The sequence below is a fragment of the Pseudomonas sp. N-137 genome (assembly GCF_034555295.1).
Classification (GTDB): domain Bacteria; phylum Pseudomonadota; class Gammaproteobacteria; order Pseudomonadales; family Pseudomonadaceae; genus Aquipseudomonas; species Aquipseudomonas rhizophila.
The window spans coordinates 177113-194437 of record NZ_JAXUDQ010000030.1 but is presented as its reverse complement, the minus strand read 5'-3'; the positions used below and the strand labels follow the sequence as shown (position 1 = coordinate 194437).

The window sequence follows — 17325 nt, the reverse complement described above, 5'->3', positions numbered from 1 at the left end:
CCTTCGTTCAGGCACACCGAGCCTAGGCGAGGTGCCGAGTGGTGGGGCAGAAGCGCTTTGGTTACTTTCGCGCTTTTCGAAAGTGACCCGCCGTCAGGGCGGAACCATAAGAGGCCGTTACCGCAGCAACGGATATACATACGATCCCAACAACACTCATCCCTGGGTCCCCCCCGACTGCCCATGTTAACCTTGCGCCCATCGCGGAAAAGCCGGGCCAATGCCCCTCCTTTTGCCCCACACCTTTCAACGAGCCTCCCTGACACCCATGAATACAGCCGTAAACGACCTCTCCAGCCACACGCCAATGATGCAGCAATACTGGCGCCTGAAGAATCAGCACCCCGATCAGCTGATGTTCTACCGCATGGGCGACTTCTACGAGATCTTCTACGAGGACGCGAAGAAAGCCGCCAAGCTATTGGACATCACCCTGACGGCGCGTGGGCAATCGGCGGGCATGGCGATTCCGATGTGTGGGATTCCTTACCACGCGGCGGAAGGTTACCTGGCGAAGCTGGTCAAGCTCGGCGAGTCGGTGGTGATCTGCGAGCAGGTCGGCGACCCGGCTACCAGTAAAGGACCGGTGGAACGCCAAGTCGTACGGATCATCACGCCGGGTACGGTCAGTGATGAAGCCTTGCTGGATGAACGCCGGGACAACCTGATCGCCGCCGTGCTGGGCGATGAGCGCCTGTTCGGCCTGGCGGTGCTGGACATCACCAGCGGCAATTTCTCGGTGCTAGAGATCAAGGGCTGGGAAAACCTCCTGGCGGAGCTGGAGCGGGTCAATCCGGTGGAGTTGCTGATCCCGGATGACTGGCCCAAAGACCTGCCGGCGGAAAAACGCCGTGGCGTTCGGCGCCGGGCGCCGTGGGATTTTGAGCGCGACTCGGCGCTGAAAAGTCTCTGTCAGCAGTTCTCCACTCAGGACCTTAAAGGCTTCGGTTGCGAAAACCTGACCCTGGCCATTGGCGCTGCCGGCTGCCTGCTGGCTTACGCCAAGGAAACCCAGCGCACCGCCCTGCCCCACTTGCGCAGCCTGCGTCATGAGCGCCTGGATGACACCGTGGTGCTGGACGGCGCGAGCCGACGCAACCTGGAGCTGGACACCAACCTGGCCGGCGGGCGCGACAACACCCTGCAATCGGTGGTCGATCGCTGCCAGACCGCCATGGGCAGCCGTCTGCTGACCCGTTGGCTGAACCGTCCGCTGCGAGACCTGACGGTGCTGCTGGCGCGTCAGAGCTCCATTACCTGCCTGCTGGATCGTTATCGCTTCGAGCAGTTGCAACCGCAGCTCAAGGAAATCGGGGACATCGAGCGGATCCTGGCGCGTATCGGCCTGCGCAACGCCCGCCCCCGTGACCTGGCGCGCCTGCGCGATGCCCTCGGCGCCCTGCCCGAGCTTCAGGTGGCGATGACCGACCTGGAAGCGCCGCACCTGCAACAACTGGCGCGCACCACCAGCACTTACCCGGAGCTGGCTGCGCTGCTGGAAAAGGCCATTATCGACAACCCGCCAGCGGTGATCCGTGACGGCGGTGTGCTGAAAACCGGCTACGACGCCGAACTCGACGAACTGCAATCGCTGAGCGAGAACGCCGGGCAGTTCCTGATCGACCTCGAAGCCCGGGAAAAAGCCCGTACCGGTCTGGCCAACCTCAAGGTCGGTTACAACCGTATCCACGGTTACTTCATCGAATTGCCGAGCAAACAGGCCGAACAGGCGCCGGCTGACTACATTCGTCGCCAGACGCTCAAAGGCGCCGAGCGTTTCATCACCCCGGAACTCAAGGCGTTCGAAGACAAGGCGTTGTCGGCCAAGAGCCGTGCCCTGGCCCGGGAAAAGATGCTCTATGAGGCGCTGCTCGAAGACTTGATCAGCCAACTGCCACCGCTGCAGGACACCGCCGGCGCCCTGGCGGAGCTTGACGTGCTGAGCAACCTGGCCGAACGCGCGCTGAACCTGGACCTCAACTGCCCGCGGTTTGTCAGCGAGCCGTGCATGCGCATCACCCAGGGTCGTCACCCGGTGGTCGAACAGGTATTGACCACGCCGTTCGTGGCCAACGACCTGAGCCTGGATGACAACACCCGCATGCTGGTGATCACCGGTCCGAACATGGGCGGTAAATCCACCTACATGCGTCAGACCGCCTTGATCGTGCTGCTGGCCCACATTGGCAGTTTCGTGCCGGCAGCCAGTTGCGAATTGTCCCTGGTGGACCGGATCTTTACCCGCATCGGTTCCAGCGATGACCTGGCCGGCGGGCGTTCGACCTTCATGGTGGAAATGAGCGAAACCGCGAACATCCTGCACAACGCTACCGAACGCAGCCTGGTGCTGATGGACGAGGTCGGACGCGGCACCAGCACCTTCGACGGCCTGTCCCTGGCTTGGGCAGCGGCCGAACGGCTGGCGCACCTGCGGGCGTACACCCTGTTTGCCACCCACTATTTCGAACTCACCGTACTGCCGGAAAGCCAGCCGCTGGTGGCTAACGTGCATCTCAATGCCACCGAGCACAACGAGCGCATCGTGTTCCTGCACCATGTGCTGCCCGGCCCGGCCAGCCAGAGCTACGGCCTGGCGGTGGCGCAACTGGCCGGCGTCCCCAGCGAAGTGATCAGCCGTGCGCGCGAGCATCTGAGCCGTCTGGAAACCACCAGCCTGCCCCACGAAACACCGCGCCCGAGCAAAGGCAAACCGGCGGCTCCGCAGCAGAGCGACCTGTTCGCCAGCCTGCCGCATCCGGTGCTTGATGAACTGGCCAAAGTGGATCTGGACGACCTGACGCCACGTCGGGCACTTGAATTGCTTTATTCATTGAAGACACGGATCTAACGCACTGGCGTTCAAGCTGGTAGAATCTCGCGCGGTTTGGGATGCTGCGGACTATTAGCCTGGTCCGCAGACTATCGCTCCCGAACCTGGCGAGCCCACCGTGAAGGGGTTCCGCTGCCGCCGCCTGAGGAGAGAATTAGAAATGACCTTCGTCGTCACCGACAACTGCATCAAGTGCAAGTACACCGACTGCGTAGAAGTCTGTCCGGTGGACTGCTTTTACGAAGGGCCGAACTTCCTGGTCATTCACCCGGACGAGTGCATCGATTGCGCCCTGTGTGAACCGGAATGCCCGGCGAATGCCATCTTCTCGGAAGACGAAGTGCCGGCCGGCATGGAGAACTTCATCGAGCTGAACGCTGAACTGGCGGACATCTGGCCAAACATCACCGAAAAGAAAGACGAGTTGCCAGACGCCAAAGAGTGGGATGGCAAACCAGACAAGCTCAAAGACCTCGAACGCTGATATCACCCTGCGCTCGTTGAAAAAGGCCCCTTGCGGGCCTTTTTGTTTTCTCGGATTCAATAAATCGCAGGCAAAAAAAAGGGGCGGTTTGACCCGCCCACATTTTTTCCCTAATCCCTTTGATCCTTTTCATCGTCCTGATGAATCGCATCCTGCGATGTCCTTCCTTCCCCATCGTCCGTGACAGGTGTGTCTGTCCGTCGACACAGGACTGATATTAGTATTTTCCCCAGCGAGTGCAATTGGCCAAACGCCGTCGCCGTGCCTCGTCACAGGACTGAAATACATAAAAATATAGCTATATATCAACAACATACGAAAAATACGACGGCCTTTATAGTCGTCTATCCCTTCGACGGGAAACCAAACGCTTACGCAACACTAGGCAAAAGCTTACACGCCAAGCCGGCAAACAGAGTAAGCGCTGCAACAGCCGCCAAAGAAACGAAAAAGCCCCGAACCAGTCGGGGCTTTTCTTATTACGCGTGCGTTCCCGTTATTGGAACAACGACTCGCTCGACAGGCCATTCTTCTCCAGGATCTCCCGAAGACGTTTGAGTCCTTCGACCTGAATCTGCCTGACCCGCTCACGGGTCAGCCCAATTTCCAGGCCCACATCTTCAAGGGTGCTGCTTTCATGACCGCGCAAGCCGAAGCGGCGAATCACCACTTCCCGCTGCTTGTCCGTGAGCTCCGAGAGCCACTGGTCGATGCTCTGGGACAAGTCATCGTCCTGGAGCAGCTCGCACGGGTCGGTAGGTCGGTCATCGGTGAGCGTGTCCAGCAGGGTCTTATCCGAGTCCGGACCCAGCGAGACATCAACCGAAGAAACCCGCTCGTTGAGCCCAAGCATGCGCTTGACCTCGCCCACCGGTTTTTCCAGCAGGTTGGCGATCTCTTCGGGTGAGGGTTCGTGGTCGAGCTTTTGGGTGAGTTCACGGGCAGCCCGCAGGTAGACGTTCAGCTCCTTGACCACATGGATCGGCAACCGGATGGTCCGGGTCTGATTCATGATCGCCCGCTCGATGGTCTGGCGAATCCACCAGGTCGCGTAGGTCGAGAAACGGAAGCCTCGCTCGGGGTCGAATTTCTCGACAGCGCGAATCAGCCCCAGGTTACCCTCTTCGATCAGGTCCAGCAGCGATAGGCCACGATTGACGTAGCGTCGGGCGATTTTCACCACCAGGCGCAGGTTGCTTTCAATCATGCGTTTTCGCCCGGCCGGGTCGCCACTTTGCGACAGACGCGCAAAATGAACTTCTTCCTCGGGGGAGAGCAGCGGCGAGAAGCCGATTTCGTTGAGGTACAGCTGAGTGGCGTCCAGCGCCCGTGTGTAGTCGATGTACTTATGTTGTTTAAGCGAAGCGGAGTGTCTGGATTTGGCACGAACGGAAGGTGGAGTCGCCCCTTCATCATTCGACATCGAATCCATAGCGATGCCGGTCTCCATAAGGAGAACCTCATCGTCGATGTCAAACTCCGGCACTTCTTTACTGAGAGCCATTGTTATAGTCCTTTGGTGAGTTCGACCTCAAGCTCAAGCGACGCCTTTATCCTTGGCAACGCTGGAGCCTGTTCCCTCTACGTGACGGAACAGGCTGACAATCAAATCAACGACGTGGCAGGAATTGCAGCGGATCGACTGGCTTACCTTGTCGGCGAATCTCAAAATGCAGTTTCACCCGGTCCGTTCCCGTTGATCCCATTTCGGCAATTTTTTGCCCGACCTTGACCTGCTGCCCCTCCCGAACCAACAGCCTGCGGTTGTGACCGTAGGCACTGACGTAGGTATCGCTGTGTTTGATGATCACGAGTTCGCCGTAGCCCCTTAAACCACTCCCGGCGTACACAACCGTGCCATCAGACGCGGCTAAAACAGGCTGTCCCAAATCCCCGGCGATATCAATTCCTTTATTCAAACTACCGTTTGAAGAGAATTTTCCAATAAGAACGCCATTAGAAGGCCATCCCCAGCCGCTCGGGCTGGGGCCTGGCGCGGGGGTAGGAGCAGGTGTCGGTTTGCTCGCGACGGACGGTACTGTTGCCGTTGCGGCACCGACCGGACGTTGAATCACCGTGGTTCTACTCGACGACGAAGCCGTCGAACCGGACTGAGTCACCACCGCGGTAGGCGTTGAACCACTGCGCCCATCAAAGCGAATTCTCTGACCCGGATGAATCGTATAAGGCGCAGGAATGTTGTTTCGCGCTGCGAGGGCTTTGTAGTCCCAGCCATAGCGAAAAGCGATGGAAAACAGCGTATCACCGCGACGGACTACATACTGACCGGTCGTTACTGTAGGACGTTGAGGCGTTGCGTTGGTGCGATCGACAACCCGGACGTTACCCGACGGGGTACTGGAGCAACCGACCAGCAAGGTACTCAAGACAAGGCCAGTCACCAGGCGCTGAAAGCTCGTGATACCCATACGCTGCGCAATGACTGTGAGACTCACCCGCCGCTCCCTTTGTGGTGGTTGAAAAATTGGAAACTGCCTGTGCAGGCAACGGTATTACAAATACAGCTGGCCGCAACCCCACCTCTATTAATGAAGCGCGAGGCGCTGCCGCACACGTTTGCTCGACGCCGTTGCAATCCGTTTAACCAATCAACGGTTAATTGATCAGCGCCGGTGTAAGACACAACCCACGCCACGGAATTCAGCGTCTGTTTATAAATGCTCAGGCCAATGGCCCGTTAAGCAACGGAACGAACCGAACCGCCCCCAGCACGTGGCGAGAAAAACCCTGTTCTTCGCGCACGATCAGCATCAACTGCTGAACTTCACCAGCCCCCACCGGAATGACCAGCCGGCCGCCGGGCGCCAGTTGATCCAGCAAGGCCTGGGGCACATCAGTGGCAACGGCGGTCACGATGATGCCGTTATAAGGTGCCAGGGCCGGCCAGCCTTCCCAGCCATCGCCCCAGCGAAACACCACATTGCGCAGGTTCAGTTCCACCAGGCGTTCCTTGGCGCGATCCTGCAGCACCTTGATCCGCTCCACGGAAAATACCCGCTCCACCAGCTGCGACAACACCGCCGTCTGGTAACCCGAACCGGTGCCAATCTCCAGCACCTTGTCCAGCGGCCCCGCCTCCAGCAGCAACTCGCTCATGCGGGCCACCATATAAGGCTGGGAAATGGTCTGGTTGTGGCCGATCGGCAATGCGGTGTCTTCGTAGGCGCGATGGGCCAAGGCTTCATCGACGAACAAATGCCGTGGGGTGCGGCGAATCACTTCCAGCACCTGGGCGTTGGAAAGGCCTTCTTCATAGAGCCGTTGAATCAGGCGCTCCCGGGTACGCTGGGAGGTCATGCCGATTCCGCGGCGCAGTATATCGTCTTGCTCGCGAGCCATCAGCGCAGCCCCTCCAGCCAGCCATCGAGCGTTCGAAAAGCATCGTTGAAGGTCCGATCCAGCTGCAACGGCGTTATCGAGACATAGCCTTGCATCACTGCATGAAAATCGGTGCCCGGCCCGCCATCCTCGGCATCACCGGCGGCGGCGATCCAGTAACCGGCCTTGCCCCGGGGATCGACCACCTGCATGGGCTTGGCCGCGCGGGCACGATGACCCAGGCGAGTGAGCTGGATGCCTCGGATGTGATCCAGTGGCAGGTTCGGAATATTCACGTTCAGCACCGTGCGCGGTGGCAGGTCCAGCTCGCCATGGGCCTCGACCAACTTGCGAGCGAAGTAGGCGGCAGTAGGCAGATTATCGACTTGCCGCGAAACAAACGAAAAGGCAAACGACGGATGCCCGAGGAAACGGCCCTCAAGGGCGGCGGCCACAGTGCCGGAATAAAGCACGTCATCCCCCAGGTTGGCCCCCAGGTTGATGCCCGAAACCACCATGTCCGGCTCGCGCTCCAGCAAGCCGTTCAGGCCCAGGTGCACGCAGTCGGTCGGGGTGCCGTTGAGGCTGATGAAACCATTATCCAGGTAGCACGGGTGTAATGGTCGGTCGAGCGTCAGCGAACTGCTGGCGCCGCTTTTGTCCTGGTCCGGGGCGATGACCACGCATTCGGCAAAATCCGCCAGCGCAGCATAAAGCGCGGCAAGGCCGGGTGCTGTCACCCCGTCGTCGTTAGAAATCAGAATACGCATGGGCTGTCCGTCTGCCCCACCGGCACCAGATCGACGAGTTCGCGCACCAAGACAGTGGCGAAACATCCGGCCGGCAGGACGAATTCCAGTTGCAGAATGTCAGGCGAGGGATAATGCCACGACAGGCCGCCAATGGGCAGTCGCAGGATGCGACGTTCGTGACTCATTCCCGCGTTTATCAACCAGTCGCGCAGATCGGCCTCCGCCTCGGCGATGGCCTGCTCCAGATCATGGACCGCGCCGGCGGCAGGCGAAGGTCCCTCGCCCCACTGCGGCCCGGTGGGGTGCAGGTCGAGAATCGCCAGGCGTGGGTCACTGCACTCGGCCTCGCCGGCGGGGAAAAAACTGCGGCTGTCGGTGAAGGCCAGCAAGTCGCCCACCTGCGCGTGCTGCCAGGTGCCATCGGCCACCCGAGCCGCCAACACCCGGTTGAAGAGAAAACTGCGGGCGGTGGACAACAGCCGCGAACGCACATTGCGCTGTTCCGGCAAAGCCTTGCGCGCCGCCCAGGCGCGGGCATCGACGAGGTTACCGCCGTCATGCCCGAAGCGCTGGGCGCCGAAATAATTGGGAATGCCCAGACGGGCGATCTGTTGCAGACGCGCATCGATCGCCGCTGGGTCGCCCTTGAACTGGGTCAGGCGCAAAGTAAAGCCATTGGCCGAATGCGCGCCGCGTTGCAGCTTGCGCTTATGGCGACCGGTCTTGAGGATCTTCAGCGTTTCGTTTTCGGCCGCCGACAGGTCCGGGTCGGCCTTGCCCGGCAACTGGACGCTGAACCACTGGCGGGTCAGCGCCTGGCGGTCCTTGAGACCGGCATAACTGACGGTGCGCAACGATACGCCGGCGGCCTTGGCAATTCGCCGAGCCGCCTCTTCAGTGTTCAAACCGCGTTTTTCAACCCAGATCCAAAGGTGCTCGCCTTCGCCCGTGAGCGGGATGTCGAGCACTTCGTCGACCTGAAAATCTTCAGCAGTGGCCTTGAGTACTGCGCTGCCCAGCGACTCGCCGTAGGCACGGGGGCCTAATAGTTCCAGTTCGGTCATGGGCGCAGCAACAAGGCAACGCTATGAACGGCAATGCCTTCTTCGCGACCGACGAAACCAAGTTTCTCGGTGGTGGTGGCTTTCACGTTGACCTGGTCCAGCTCAACTTGCAGGTCCTCGGCAATCAACCGACGCATCGTTTCGATGTGTGGCGCCATTTTTGGCGCCTGGGCGACGATGGTGTTATCGACATTGCCGACTTTCCAGCCCTTGGCGTGGATCAGCGAGACCACATGGCGCAGCAGCACCCGGCTGTCGGCGCCCTTGAACTGCGGGTCGGTGTCGGGGAAATGTTTACCAATATCCCCCAGCGCGGCCGCGCCAAGCAAGGCGTCGCTCAAGGCGTGCAGCAGGACGTCACCGTCAGAATGCGCGAGCAGCCCGAAGCTGTGTGCAATACGCACGCCGCCCAGAGTAATGAAGTCGCCTTCAGCGAAACGGTGAACATCGTAGCCGTGGCCAATACGCATAAAAAAACGCCCCGATTTTTGTCAGGGCGTGATTCTACCTGCATTCAGCGTGGGGAGCGCCCTCAATTAGCTCCCTCGCCAAGGGGAAACAGACTAAGAGCCCCCTAAAGCGTGGGCATGATGTTGCAAGTGATCCTCAATGAAGCTGGCGATGAAGAAGTAGCTGTGGTCGTAGCCCGGTTGCAGGCGCAACTCCAACGGATGACCGGCAGCCTTGGCCGCTTGCTGCAAAGCTTCGGGCTTGAGCTGGTTGGCCAGGAAATCATCGCGATCGCCCTGATCCACCAGCAACGGCAGCTTTTCGCCAGCTTCGGCGATCAATGCACAGGCATCCCACTCACGCCACTTCGAGCGGTCTTCCCCCAGATAACGAGAAAACGCCTTCTGGCCCCACGGGCAATCCATCGGATTGTTGATCGGCGAAAATGCCGACACCGAGCGGTAACGCCCTGGGTTACGCAAAGCGCAGACCAGCGCGCCGTGGCCACCCATGGAGTGACCACTGATGCCGCGCTTATCCGAGGCCGGGAAATGCGCTTCGACCAAGGCCGGCAATTCCTGCACCACGTAGTCATGCATCCGATAGTGCCGCGCCCACGGTTCCTGCGTGGCGTTCAGATAAAACCCCGCACCCAGGCCAAAGTCCCAGGCACCGTCCGGATCGCCCGGCACGTCGGCGCCGCGCGGGCTGGTGTCCGGCGCGACAATAATCAGGCCCAGTTCGGCAGCCATGCGCTGGGCGCCGGCCTTTTGCATGAAGTTCTCGTCGGTGCAGGTCAACCCGGACAACCAATACACCACAGGCAACTTGCCGCCCTGCTCGGCCTGGGGCGGCAGGTACACGGCAAACACCATGTCACAACCAAGCACTTCGGAACGATGCCGGTAACGCTTGTGCCAGCCGCCGAAGCTTTTCTGGCAGGAAATGTTTTCAAGACTCATGACCGACCTCAGAAATGAATAACGGTACGGATGCTCTTGCCTTCATGCATCAGGTCGAACGCCTTGTTGATATCTTCCAGGCCCATGGTATGGGTGATGAAGGTATCCAGCGGAATCTCGCCCTTCTCGGCCATTTCCACGTAGCTTGGCAATTCGCTGCGCCCGCGCACACCGCCAAACGCCGAACCGCGCCAGACGCGCCCGGTCACCAACTGGAATGGACGGGTGGCGATTTCCTGGCCGGCCCCGGCCACACCGATGATCACCGACTCGCCCCAGCCCTTGTGGCAGCATTCCAATGCGGCGCGCATCAGTTGCACATTGCCGATGCACTCAAAGGAAAAATCCACGCCGCCGTCCGTCATGTCGACGATGACTTCCTGGATCGGACGGTCGAAATCTTTTGGGTTGACGCAATCGGTGGCGCCCAGTTGCTTGGCGATTTCGAACTTGGCCGGGTTGATGTCGATGGCAATGATGCGCGATGCCTTGGCTTTCACCGCACCAATCACCGCCGACAGGCCAATGCCGCCCAGGCCGAAGATCGCCACGGTGTCACCTGGCTTGACCTTGGCGGTGTTGAGGACCGCGCCGATACCGGTGGTGACGCCGCAACCCAGCAGGCAGACTTTTTCCAGCGGCGCTTCTTTGGGGATTTTCGCCACGGAAATTTCTGGCAATACGGTGTATTCGGAGAACGTCGAGGTCCCCATGTAGTGGAAAATCGTCTCCCCCTTGTAGGAAAAGCGCGAGGTGCCATCTGGCATCAAGCCTTTGCCTTGGGTGGCGCGAATCGCCTGACACAGGTTGGTCTTGCCCGACTTACAGAACTTGCACTGCCCGCATTCCGGCGTGTACAGCGGAATGACGTGATCGCCCACCGCCACCGACGTCACGCCTTCGCCGATGGCCTCGACAATAGCGCCGCCTTCATGGCCGAGGATCGACGGGAAGATCCCTTCCGGGTCGGCGCCCGACAAGGTGTAGGCATCGGTGTGGCAGACACCCGAGGCCACCACGCGCAGCAACACTTCGCCCGCCTTGGGCATGGCGACGTCGACTTCAACGATTTCCAGGGGTTTCTTGGCCTCGAAGGCAACGGCCGCGCGTGACTTGATCATGGGGAGTCTCCAGCAAATAAAAACAAGACAGGGAGTGTAATCCCTCACCGGACGATGAATAATCCAACCAAAAGCAAAACATTATTGCTGCACAGGGATAATCATTCATGTCCGATAACCGCTGGGAGGGCATTGACGAATTCGTCGCCGTGGCCGAATGCAGCCAATTCACCGCCGCCGCCGAACGCCTGGGGGTTTCGTCTTCCCACATCAGTCGACAAATAGTACGGCTTGAAGAGCGTCTGCAGACACGACTGCTGTATCGCAGTACCCGCCGGGTCACTCTGACCGAGGCCGGCCAGACGTTCTTGCAGCATTGCCAGCGCCTGCAGGACGGACGCGAAGAAGCACTGCGGGCGGTGGGCGACCTCACCAGCGAACCCAAGGGCATGTTGCGCATGACCTGTGCCGTGGCCTACGGCGAGCGGTTCATTGTGCCGCTGGTGACACGGTTCATGACGCTTTATCCGCAATTGCGGGTGGACATCGAACTGAGCAACCGCCCCCTCGATCTGGTTCACGAAGGCCTGGACCTGGCGATTCGCCTGGGCCGTTTGCAGGACTCGCGCCTGGTTGCCACGCGCCTGGCGCCACGGCGCATGTACCTGTGCGCATCGGCGTCCTACCTGGAGCGCTACGGTCGCCCCCATAGCTTGTCGGAATTGAGCCGCCACAATTGCCTGATCGGCAGCTCCGACCTCTGGCAACTGGAGCAGAACGGGCGGGAATTTTCCCAACGAGTGCAGGGAAACTGGCGTTGTAACAGCGGGCAGGCGGTGCTGGATGCGGCTTTGCAAGGGGTGGGATTGTGTCAGTTGCCGGATTATTACGTGTTGGAGCATTTGCACAGCGGGGCGTTGATATCGCTGTTAGAGGCTCACCAGCCGCCGAATACAGCGGTGTGGGCGTTGTATCCGCAGCAACGGCATTTGTCGCCGAAGGTGCGCAAGTTGGTGGATTACTTGAAGGAGGGGTTGGCGCAGCGGCCGGAGTATCGGGGGTAACACTGGTCTTTATGTTATCTGAGCGATTGCTATCGCGAGCAGGCTCGCTCCCACACTGGATCTTCAGCGGCTACAAATTTTGTGTACAGCCAAAGTCCCTTGTGGGGGCGAGCCTGATCGCGATGGCGATTCCACTTAATGGCGATTCGCCCAACGCTGGCGCAACCACTCCAGATCCTCAGGGCGTGTGACCTTGAGGTTATCGGCCCGCCCTTCGATCAGGCGTGGCGCTTGCCCCGCCCATTCCATGGCGGACGCTTCGTCGGTAATCATGGCATCGGCCACCAGGCTGTCAGCCAGGGCGCGGTGCAGGGCACCGAGACGAAACATTTGCGGTGTATAGGCTTGCCAGATGACGCTGCGGTCAACGGTTTCCACTACACGGCCGTGCTTGTCGACTCGCTTGAGGGTGTCACGCGCCGGCACAGCCAGGAGGCCGCCGACCGGATCATTCGCCAGTTCCCTGAGCAATGTGTCCAGATCGTCCCGGGCCAGGTTGGGCCGGGCGGCGTCGTGCACCAAGACCCAGTCGTGATCATCGGCACCCTGTCCGTGAAGATGCAGCAAGGCATTGAGCACCGAATCCGAACGTTGTTCGCCACCGTCCACGCGCTGGATGCGTGTATCGCTGGCGCAGGCCAGGGTCGGCCAATAAGGGTCATCGTGGGCAACACTGACCACCACGCCTTTTACGGTCGGATGATCGAGGAAACAGCCAAGGCTGTGTTCGAGAATTGTGCGTCCGCCCAGTTGCAGGTATTGCTTGGGACGGTCCGCAGCCATACGGGCTCCAACGCCCGCGGCAGGAATCACGGCCCAGAAGGCCGGCAAACGGATACTCATTGGGCCAACTGGTAGAGGGTTTCGCCCTCTTTAACCATGCCCAGTTCATGGCGAGCCCGCTCTTCAACGGTCTCCATGCCTTTTTTCAGTTCACTGACTTCGGCGTCCATCACCCGGTTACGCTCCAGCAACGCCTCGTTTTCGGCATGCTGTTCGGCAATCTGCTGAGTCAGGTCCGCCACTTGCGCCAGGCTGCCATTACCCACCCAAAGGCGGTACTGCAGGCCAGCCAGCAACAGGAGCAAGACAAGAAACAACCAATTGGGACTGCGCATCGAATCTCAGGTTTCCAGTGAAAAAGACAGCCATGCCACACTTTGAAGCGTCTGATAGCACGAAGCCTGGAAAAACCAGGCTTGTGCTTGATAAGGCATCAGATTAGAGGCAAAACCGCCGCTATTGCGACTTTTTTGACATCATCCGGTGTCTTTTTACCATCTACCGCTTAACCGCGAAACTCGGCACGACCGTTGTACTTGGCCTTGCCGTTCAACTGCTCTTCAATACGCAGCAGTTGGTTGTACTTGGAGACGCGATCGGAACGGCACAGCGAACCGGTCTTGATCTGGCCTGCCGCAGTGCCCACGGCCAGGTCGGCAATGGTCGAATCTTCGGTTTCGCCGGAGCGGTGGGAGATCACGGCAGTGTAGCCGGCGGCCTTGGCCATCTGGATGGCTTCCAGGGTTTCGGTCAGGGTGCCGATCTGGTTGAACTTGATCAGGATCGAGTTGGCGATCTTTTTGTCGATGCCTTCTTTCAGGATCTTGGTGTTGGTGACGAACAGGTCGTCGCCTACCAGCTGGGTTTTTTCGCCGATCTTGTCGGTGAGGATTTTCCAGCCGGCCCAGTCGGACTCGTCCAGGCCATCTTCGATGGAGATGATCGGGTAGCGCTCGGTCAGGCCCTTGAGGTAATCGGCAAAACCTTCGGCGGTGAACACCTGGCCTTCACCGGACAGGTTGTACTTGCCGTCTTCGAAGAACTCACTGGCCGCGCAGTCCAGGGCCAGGGTCACGTCGGTGCCCAATTTGTAACCGGCGTTGGCCACGGCTTCGGAGATCACTTTCAGTGCGTCTTCGTTGGACGCCAGGTTCGGTGCGAAACCGCCTTCGTCGCCAACGGCAGTGCTCAGGCCACGGGCCTTCAGCACAGCCTTGAGGTGATGGAAAATCTCGGTGCCCATGCGCAGGCCTTCGGAGAAGGACTTGGCGCCCACTGGCTGGACCATGAATTCCTGGATGTCGACGTTGTTATCGGCGTGCTCGCCACCGTTGATGATGTTCATCATCGGCACCGGCATCGAGTAGACACCCGGGGTACCGTTGAGGTTGGCGATGTGTGCGTACAGCGGCAGGTCCTGGTCCTGGGCGGCAGCCTTGGCAGCGGCCAGGGACACGGCGAGGATCGCGTTGGCGCCCAGGGTGGCTTTGTTTTCGGTACCGTCGAGCTTGATCATCGCGTGATCGAGGGCTTTCTGGTCGGCAGGATCCTTGCCCAGCAACAGGTCACGGATCGGACCGTTGATGTTGGCGACGGCTTTGAGCACGCCCTTGCCCAGGTAACGGCTCTTGTCGCCATCACGCAGCTCCAGCGCTTCGCGCGAGCCAGTGGAAGCACCGGACGGCGCGCAGGCGCTGCCGATGATACCGTTGTCGAGAAGCACGTCCGCTTCAACAGTGGGGTTGCCACGGGAGTCGAGAACTTCACGACCTTTGATGTCGACGATTTTTGCCATTGTTGTAAACACTCCAAAGTTGACGAAACGCTGTAACAGTAAGGCTTGCCGACGACGGTCCCGAAGGACGTCATCGCTGGCAAGCCATGCTCCCACAAAAGCAGTGCGGCCAGCGGGCCAGAGCGATAATCGAGCGGTACTTTACCGGAGAAAACCGCGTTACGCGGTTTCTATCGTCGGAAAACTCTTGACCAGTTCGTCCAACGCCTTGAGCTGAGACAAGAAGGGTTCCAGCTTGTTCAAGCGCAAGGCACAAGGGCCATCACACTTGGCATTGTCCGGGTCCGGGTGGGCCTCGAGGAACAGACCTGCCAGGGACTGGCTCATGCCGGCCTTGGCCAGGTCGGTGACCTGGGCGCGACGCCCCCCTGCGGAATCGGAACGACCACCGGGCATTTGCAGCGCGTGGGTCACGTCGAAGAACACCGGGTATTCGAACTGCTTCATGATGCCGAAACCAAGCATGTCCACCACCAGGTTGTTGTAGCCGAAGCTCGAACCCCGCTCGCAGAGGATCAACTGGTCATTGCCGGCCTCTTCGCACTTGCTCAGGATGTGCTTCATTTCCTGGGGCGCGAGGAACTGGGCTTTCTTGATGTTGATCACCGCACCGGTCTTGGCCATCGCGACCACCAGGTCGGTCTGGCGCGACAGGAAGGCCGGCAGCTGGATGATGTCGCAGACCTCAGCGACCACTGCGGCCTGGGCAGGCTCGTGGACGTCGGTGATGATCGGCACGCCGAAGGCTTGCTTGATGTCCTGGAAGATGCGCATGCCCTCTTCCAGGCCCGGGCCACGGTAAGAGGTCACGGACGAGCGATTGGCCTTGTCGAAACTGGCCTTGAAGACATAAGGGATGCCCAGCTTCTGGGTGACCTTCACGTACTCCTCGCAGACCTGCATCGCCATGTCGCGGCTTTCCAGTACGTTCATGCCGCCGAACAGCACCATGGGCTTGTCGTTGGCAATCTCGATGTCGCCGACGCGAATGATCTTCTGGGCCATCGTTTTATGCCTTCTTCTGGTGTTGAGCCAATGCGGCTTTCACGAAACCACTGAACAGCGGGTGGCCGTCCCGTGGCGTCGAGGTGAACTCGGGGTGAAACTGGCAAGCAACGAACCATGGATGATCCGGGGCTTCGACCACCTCCACCAGCGCGCCGTCACCGGAACGACCGGAGATTTTCAGGCCGGCCTCGATCAGTTGCGGCAGCAGGTTGTTGTTCACTTCGTAGCGATGGCGGTGACGCTCGACGATCACATCCTTGGCGTAGCAATCGTGCACCTTGGAGCCGGCTTCAAGCAGGCATTCCTGGGCACCGAGACGCATGGTGCCGCCCAGGTCGGAGGCTTCGGTGCGTACTTCCACGGCGCCGGTGGCATCTTCCCACTCGGTGATCAGGCCCACGACCGGGTGACCGCTGGCGCGATCGAATTCGGTGGAGTTGGCGTCCTTCCAGCCCATCACGTTACGGGCGAACTCAATGACCGCCACTTGCATGCCCAGGCAGATGCCCAGGTAAGGCACCTTGTTTTCGCGAGCGTATTGAACAGCGGTGATCTTGCCTTCCACGCCCCGCAGGCCAAAACCGCCCGGCACGAGGATCGCATCGGCGCCTTCGAGCAGACCGGTGCCCTGGTTCTCGATGTCTTCAGAGTCGATATAGCGCAGGTTGACCTTGGTACGGTTGCTGATACCGGCGTGACTCATCGCCTCGATCAGCGACTTGTAGGCATCCAGCAGCTCCATGTACTTGCCGACCATGGCGATGGTGACTTCGTGTTCCGGGTTGAGCTTGGCATCGACCACCGCTTCCCATTCGGACAGGTCGGCGCTGGCGCACTGCAAGCCGAAACGCTCGACGACGAAATCGTCCAGGCCCTGGGAGTGCAGGATGCCCGGGATCTTGTAGATGGTGTCAGCGTCTTCCAGGCCGATCACCGCACGCTCTTCAACGTTGGTGAACTGGGCGATCTTGCGCCGCGAAGAGATATCGATCGGATGATCGGAGCGGCAGATCAGCACATCCGGCTGCAGGCCGATGGAACGCAGTTCCTTGACCGAGTGCTGGGTGGGCTTGGTCTTGGTTTCGCCAGCGGTGGCGATGTACGGAACCAGGGTCAGGTGCATCAGCATCGCGCGCTTGGCACCGATTTCGAAACGCAACTGGCGGATGGCTTCGAGGAATGGCTGGGACTCGATGTCACCCACCGTGCCGCCGATTTCGACCATCGCCACGTCGGCGTCGCCGGCACCCTTGATGATGCGGCGCTTGATTTCGTCGGTGATGTGCGGGATGACCTGGATGGTCGCCCCCAGGTAATCACCACGGCGCTCTTTGCGCAGCACGTGCTCGTAGACACGGCCGGTGGTGAAGTTGTTGTTCTGGGTCATGGTCGTGCGGATGAACCGCTCGTAGTGGCCCAGGTCCAGGTCGGTCTCGGCGCCGTCGTGGGTGACGAACACTTCACCGTGCTGGAACGGGCTCATGGTGCCCGGGTCGACGTTGATGTACGGGTCCAGCTTGAGCATGGTGACCTTAAGTCCCCGCGCCTCCAGGATGGCCGCCAATGAAGCCGAGGCAATGCCTTTCCCCAATGAAGAAACAACACCGCCCGTGACGAATATGTAGCGCGTCATGAAAAACCCTAGAAGTCTGCGTTAAAGCGGTCCGAGCCGCCGGGGAAAGCGAAGGAAGGCCGAAGCCCCCGATCACCTGCATTAATCACAGTGCACCTTT

Annotated in this window: 16 protein-coding genes; 3 read left to right on the top strand and 13 right to left on the bottom strand. The window is 60.0% G+C overall.

The annotated features are described in order from the left end of the window. Positions 1 to 268: 268 nt before the first annotated feature. Together mutS and fdxA are read left to right on the top strand one after the other, a co-directional pair. Complete coding sequence (gene mutS / locus T3A99_RS21900) at positions 269 to 2848, top strand: DNA mismatch repair protein MutS (RefSeq protein WP_076386171.1); 2580 nt, start codon at positions 269 to 271, stop codon at positions 2846 to 2848. A 142-nt stretch (positions 2849 to 2990) separates the two neighbouring features. Further along, positions 2991 to 3314: a ferredoxin FdxA gene (gene fdxA / locus T3A99_RS21895; RefSeq protein WP_076386173.1), complete on the top strand. Its 324-nt coding sequence runs from the start codon at positions 2991 to 2993 to the stop codon at positions 3312 to 3314. 496 nt (positions 3315 to 3810) lie between these two features. Here fdxA and rpoS read toward each other — a convergent pair whose 3' ends face one another. The 8 genes from rpoS to T3A99_RS21855 all read right to left on the bottom strand — a co-directional run bounded on the left by rpoS (position 3811) and on the right by T3A99_RS21855 (position 11002). Continuing rightward, a complete protein-coding gene (gene rpoS / locus T3A99_RS21890) occupies positions 3811 to 4818 on the bottom strand; it encodes an RNA polymerase sigma factor RpoS (protein ID WP_047227588.1) in 1008 nt (335 codons plus the stop codon). Positions 4819 to 4924: 106 nt separating this feature from the next. Continuing rightward, positions 4925 to 5770 carry a peptidoglycan DD-metalloendopeptidase family protein gene (locus T3A99_RS21885; RefSeq protein WP_047227587.1) on the bottom strand — a complete coding sequence of 282 codons (846 nt, stop codon included), beginning with the start codon at positions 5768 to 5770 and terminating at the stop codon, positions 4925 to 4927. A 226-nt stretch (positions 5771 to 5996) separates the two neighbouring features. Continuing rightward, entirely contained in the window at positions 5997 to 6632 is a 636-nt protein-coding gene (locus T3A99_RS21880) for a protein-L-isoaspartate(D-aspartate) O-methyltransferase (RefSeq protein WP_171061419.1), read from the bottom strand. A gap of 41 nt (positions 6633 to 6673) precedes the next feature. Next, positions 6674 to 7423, bottom strand: coding sequence for a 5'/3'-nucleotidase SurE (gene surE / locus T3A99_RS21875; protein WP_047227585.1), 750 nt, complete (start codon positions 7421 to 7423; stop codon positions 6674 to 6676). Then, the gene (gene truD / locus T3A99_RS21870; RefSeq protein WP_047227584.1) at positions 7411 to 8469 is read right to left on the bottom strand and encodes a tRNA pseudouridine(13) synthase TruD; all 1059 of its coding nucleotides are present in this window, start codon (positions 8467 to 8469) and stop codon (positions 7411 to 7413) included. Before truD ends, surE begins: the two co-directional genes overlap by 13 nt. Continuing rightward, positions 8466 to 8939, bottom strand: coding sequence for a 2-C-methyl-D-erythritol 2,4-cyclodiphosphate synthase (gene ispF / locus T3A99_RS21865; RefSeq protein ID WP_076386175.1), 474 nt, complete (start codon positions 8937 to 8939; stop codon positions 8466 to 8468). Before ispF ends, truD begins: the two co-directional genes overlap by 4 nt. A 93-nt stretch (positions 8940 to 9032) precedes the next feature. After that, complete coding sequence (gene fghA / locus T3A99_RS21860; RefSeq protein WP_047227582.1) at positions 9033 to 9881, bottom strand: S-formylglutathione hydrolase; 849 nt, start codon at positions 9879 to 9881, stop codon at positions 9033 to 9035. 8 nt (positions 9882 to 9889) lie between these two features. Next, a complete protein-coding gene (locus tag T3A99_RS21855; RefSeq protein ID WP_025212132.1) occupies positions 9890 to 11002 on the bottom strand; it encodes an S-(hydroxymethyl)glutathione dehydrogenase/class III alcohol dehydrogenase in 1113 nt (370 codons plus the stop codon). A gap of 107 nt (positions 11003 to 11109) precedes the next feature. Here T3A99_RS21855 and T3A99_RS21850 point away from each other — a divergent pair, with 107 nt between their 5' ends. After that, positions 11110 to 12006 carry a LysR substrate-binding domain-containing protein gene (locus T3A99_RS21850; RefSeq protein ID WP_047227581.1) on the top strand — a complete coding sequence of 299 codons (897 nt, stop codon included), beginning with the start codon at positions 11110 to 11112 and terminating at the stop codon, positions 12004 to 12006. Between the two features lie 135 nt (positions 12007 to 12141). Here T3A99_RS21850 and ispD read toward each other — a convergent pair whose 3' ends face one another. From ispD to T3A99_RS21825, 5 genes are all read right to left on the bottom strand, one after another. Next, positions 12142 to 12849 (bottom strand): 2-C-methyl-D-erythritol 4-phosphate cytidylyltransferase, encoded by a 708-nt coding sequence (ispD, locus tag T3A99_RS21845; protein ID WP_288912099.1) that lies wholly within the window; start codon positions 12847 to 12849, stop codon positions 12142 to 12144. Then, entirely contained in the window at positions 12846 to 13124 is a 279-nt protein-coding gene (gene ftsB / locus T3A99_RS21840; protein ID WP_047227579.1) for a cell division protein FtsB, read from the bottom strand. Before ftsB ends, ispD begins: the two co-directional genes overlap by 4 nt. A 170-nt stretch (positions 13125 to 13294) precedes the next feature. Continuing rightward, entirely contained in the window at positions 13295 to 14584 is a 1290-nt protein-coding gene (eno, locus tag T3A99_RS21835; RefSeq protein ID WP_047227578.1) for a phosphopyruvate hydratase, read from the bottom strand. A gap of 159 nt (positions 14585 to 14743) precedes the next feature. After that, positions 14744 to 15589 (bottom strand): 3-deoxy-8-phosphooctulonate synthase, encoded by an 846-nt coding sequence (gene kdsA, locus T3A99_RS21830; RefSeq protein ID WP_047227577.1) that lies wholly within the window; start codon positions 15587 to 15589, stop codon positions 14744 to 14746. A 4-nt stretch (positions 15590 to 15593) separates the two neighbouring features. Beyond that, the gene (locus tag T3A99_RS21825; RefSeq protein WP_047227576.1) at positions 15594 to 17225 is read right to left on the bottom strand and encodes a CTP synthase; all 1632 of its coding nucleotides are present in this window, start codon (positions 17223 to 17225) and stop codon (positions 15594 to 15596) included. Positions 17226 to 17325: the final 100 nt, after the last annotated feature.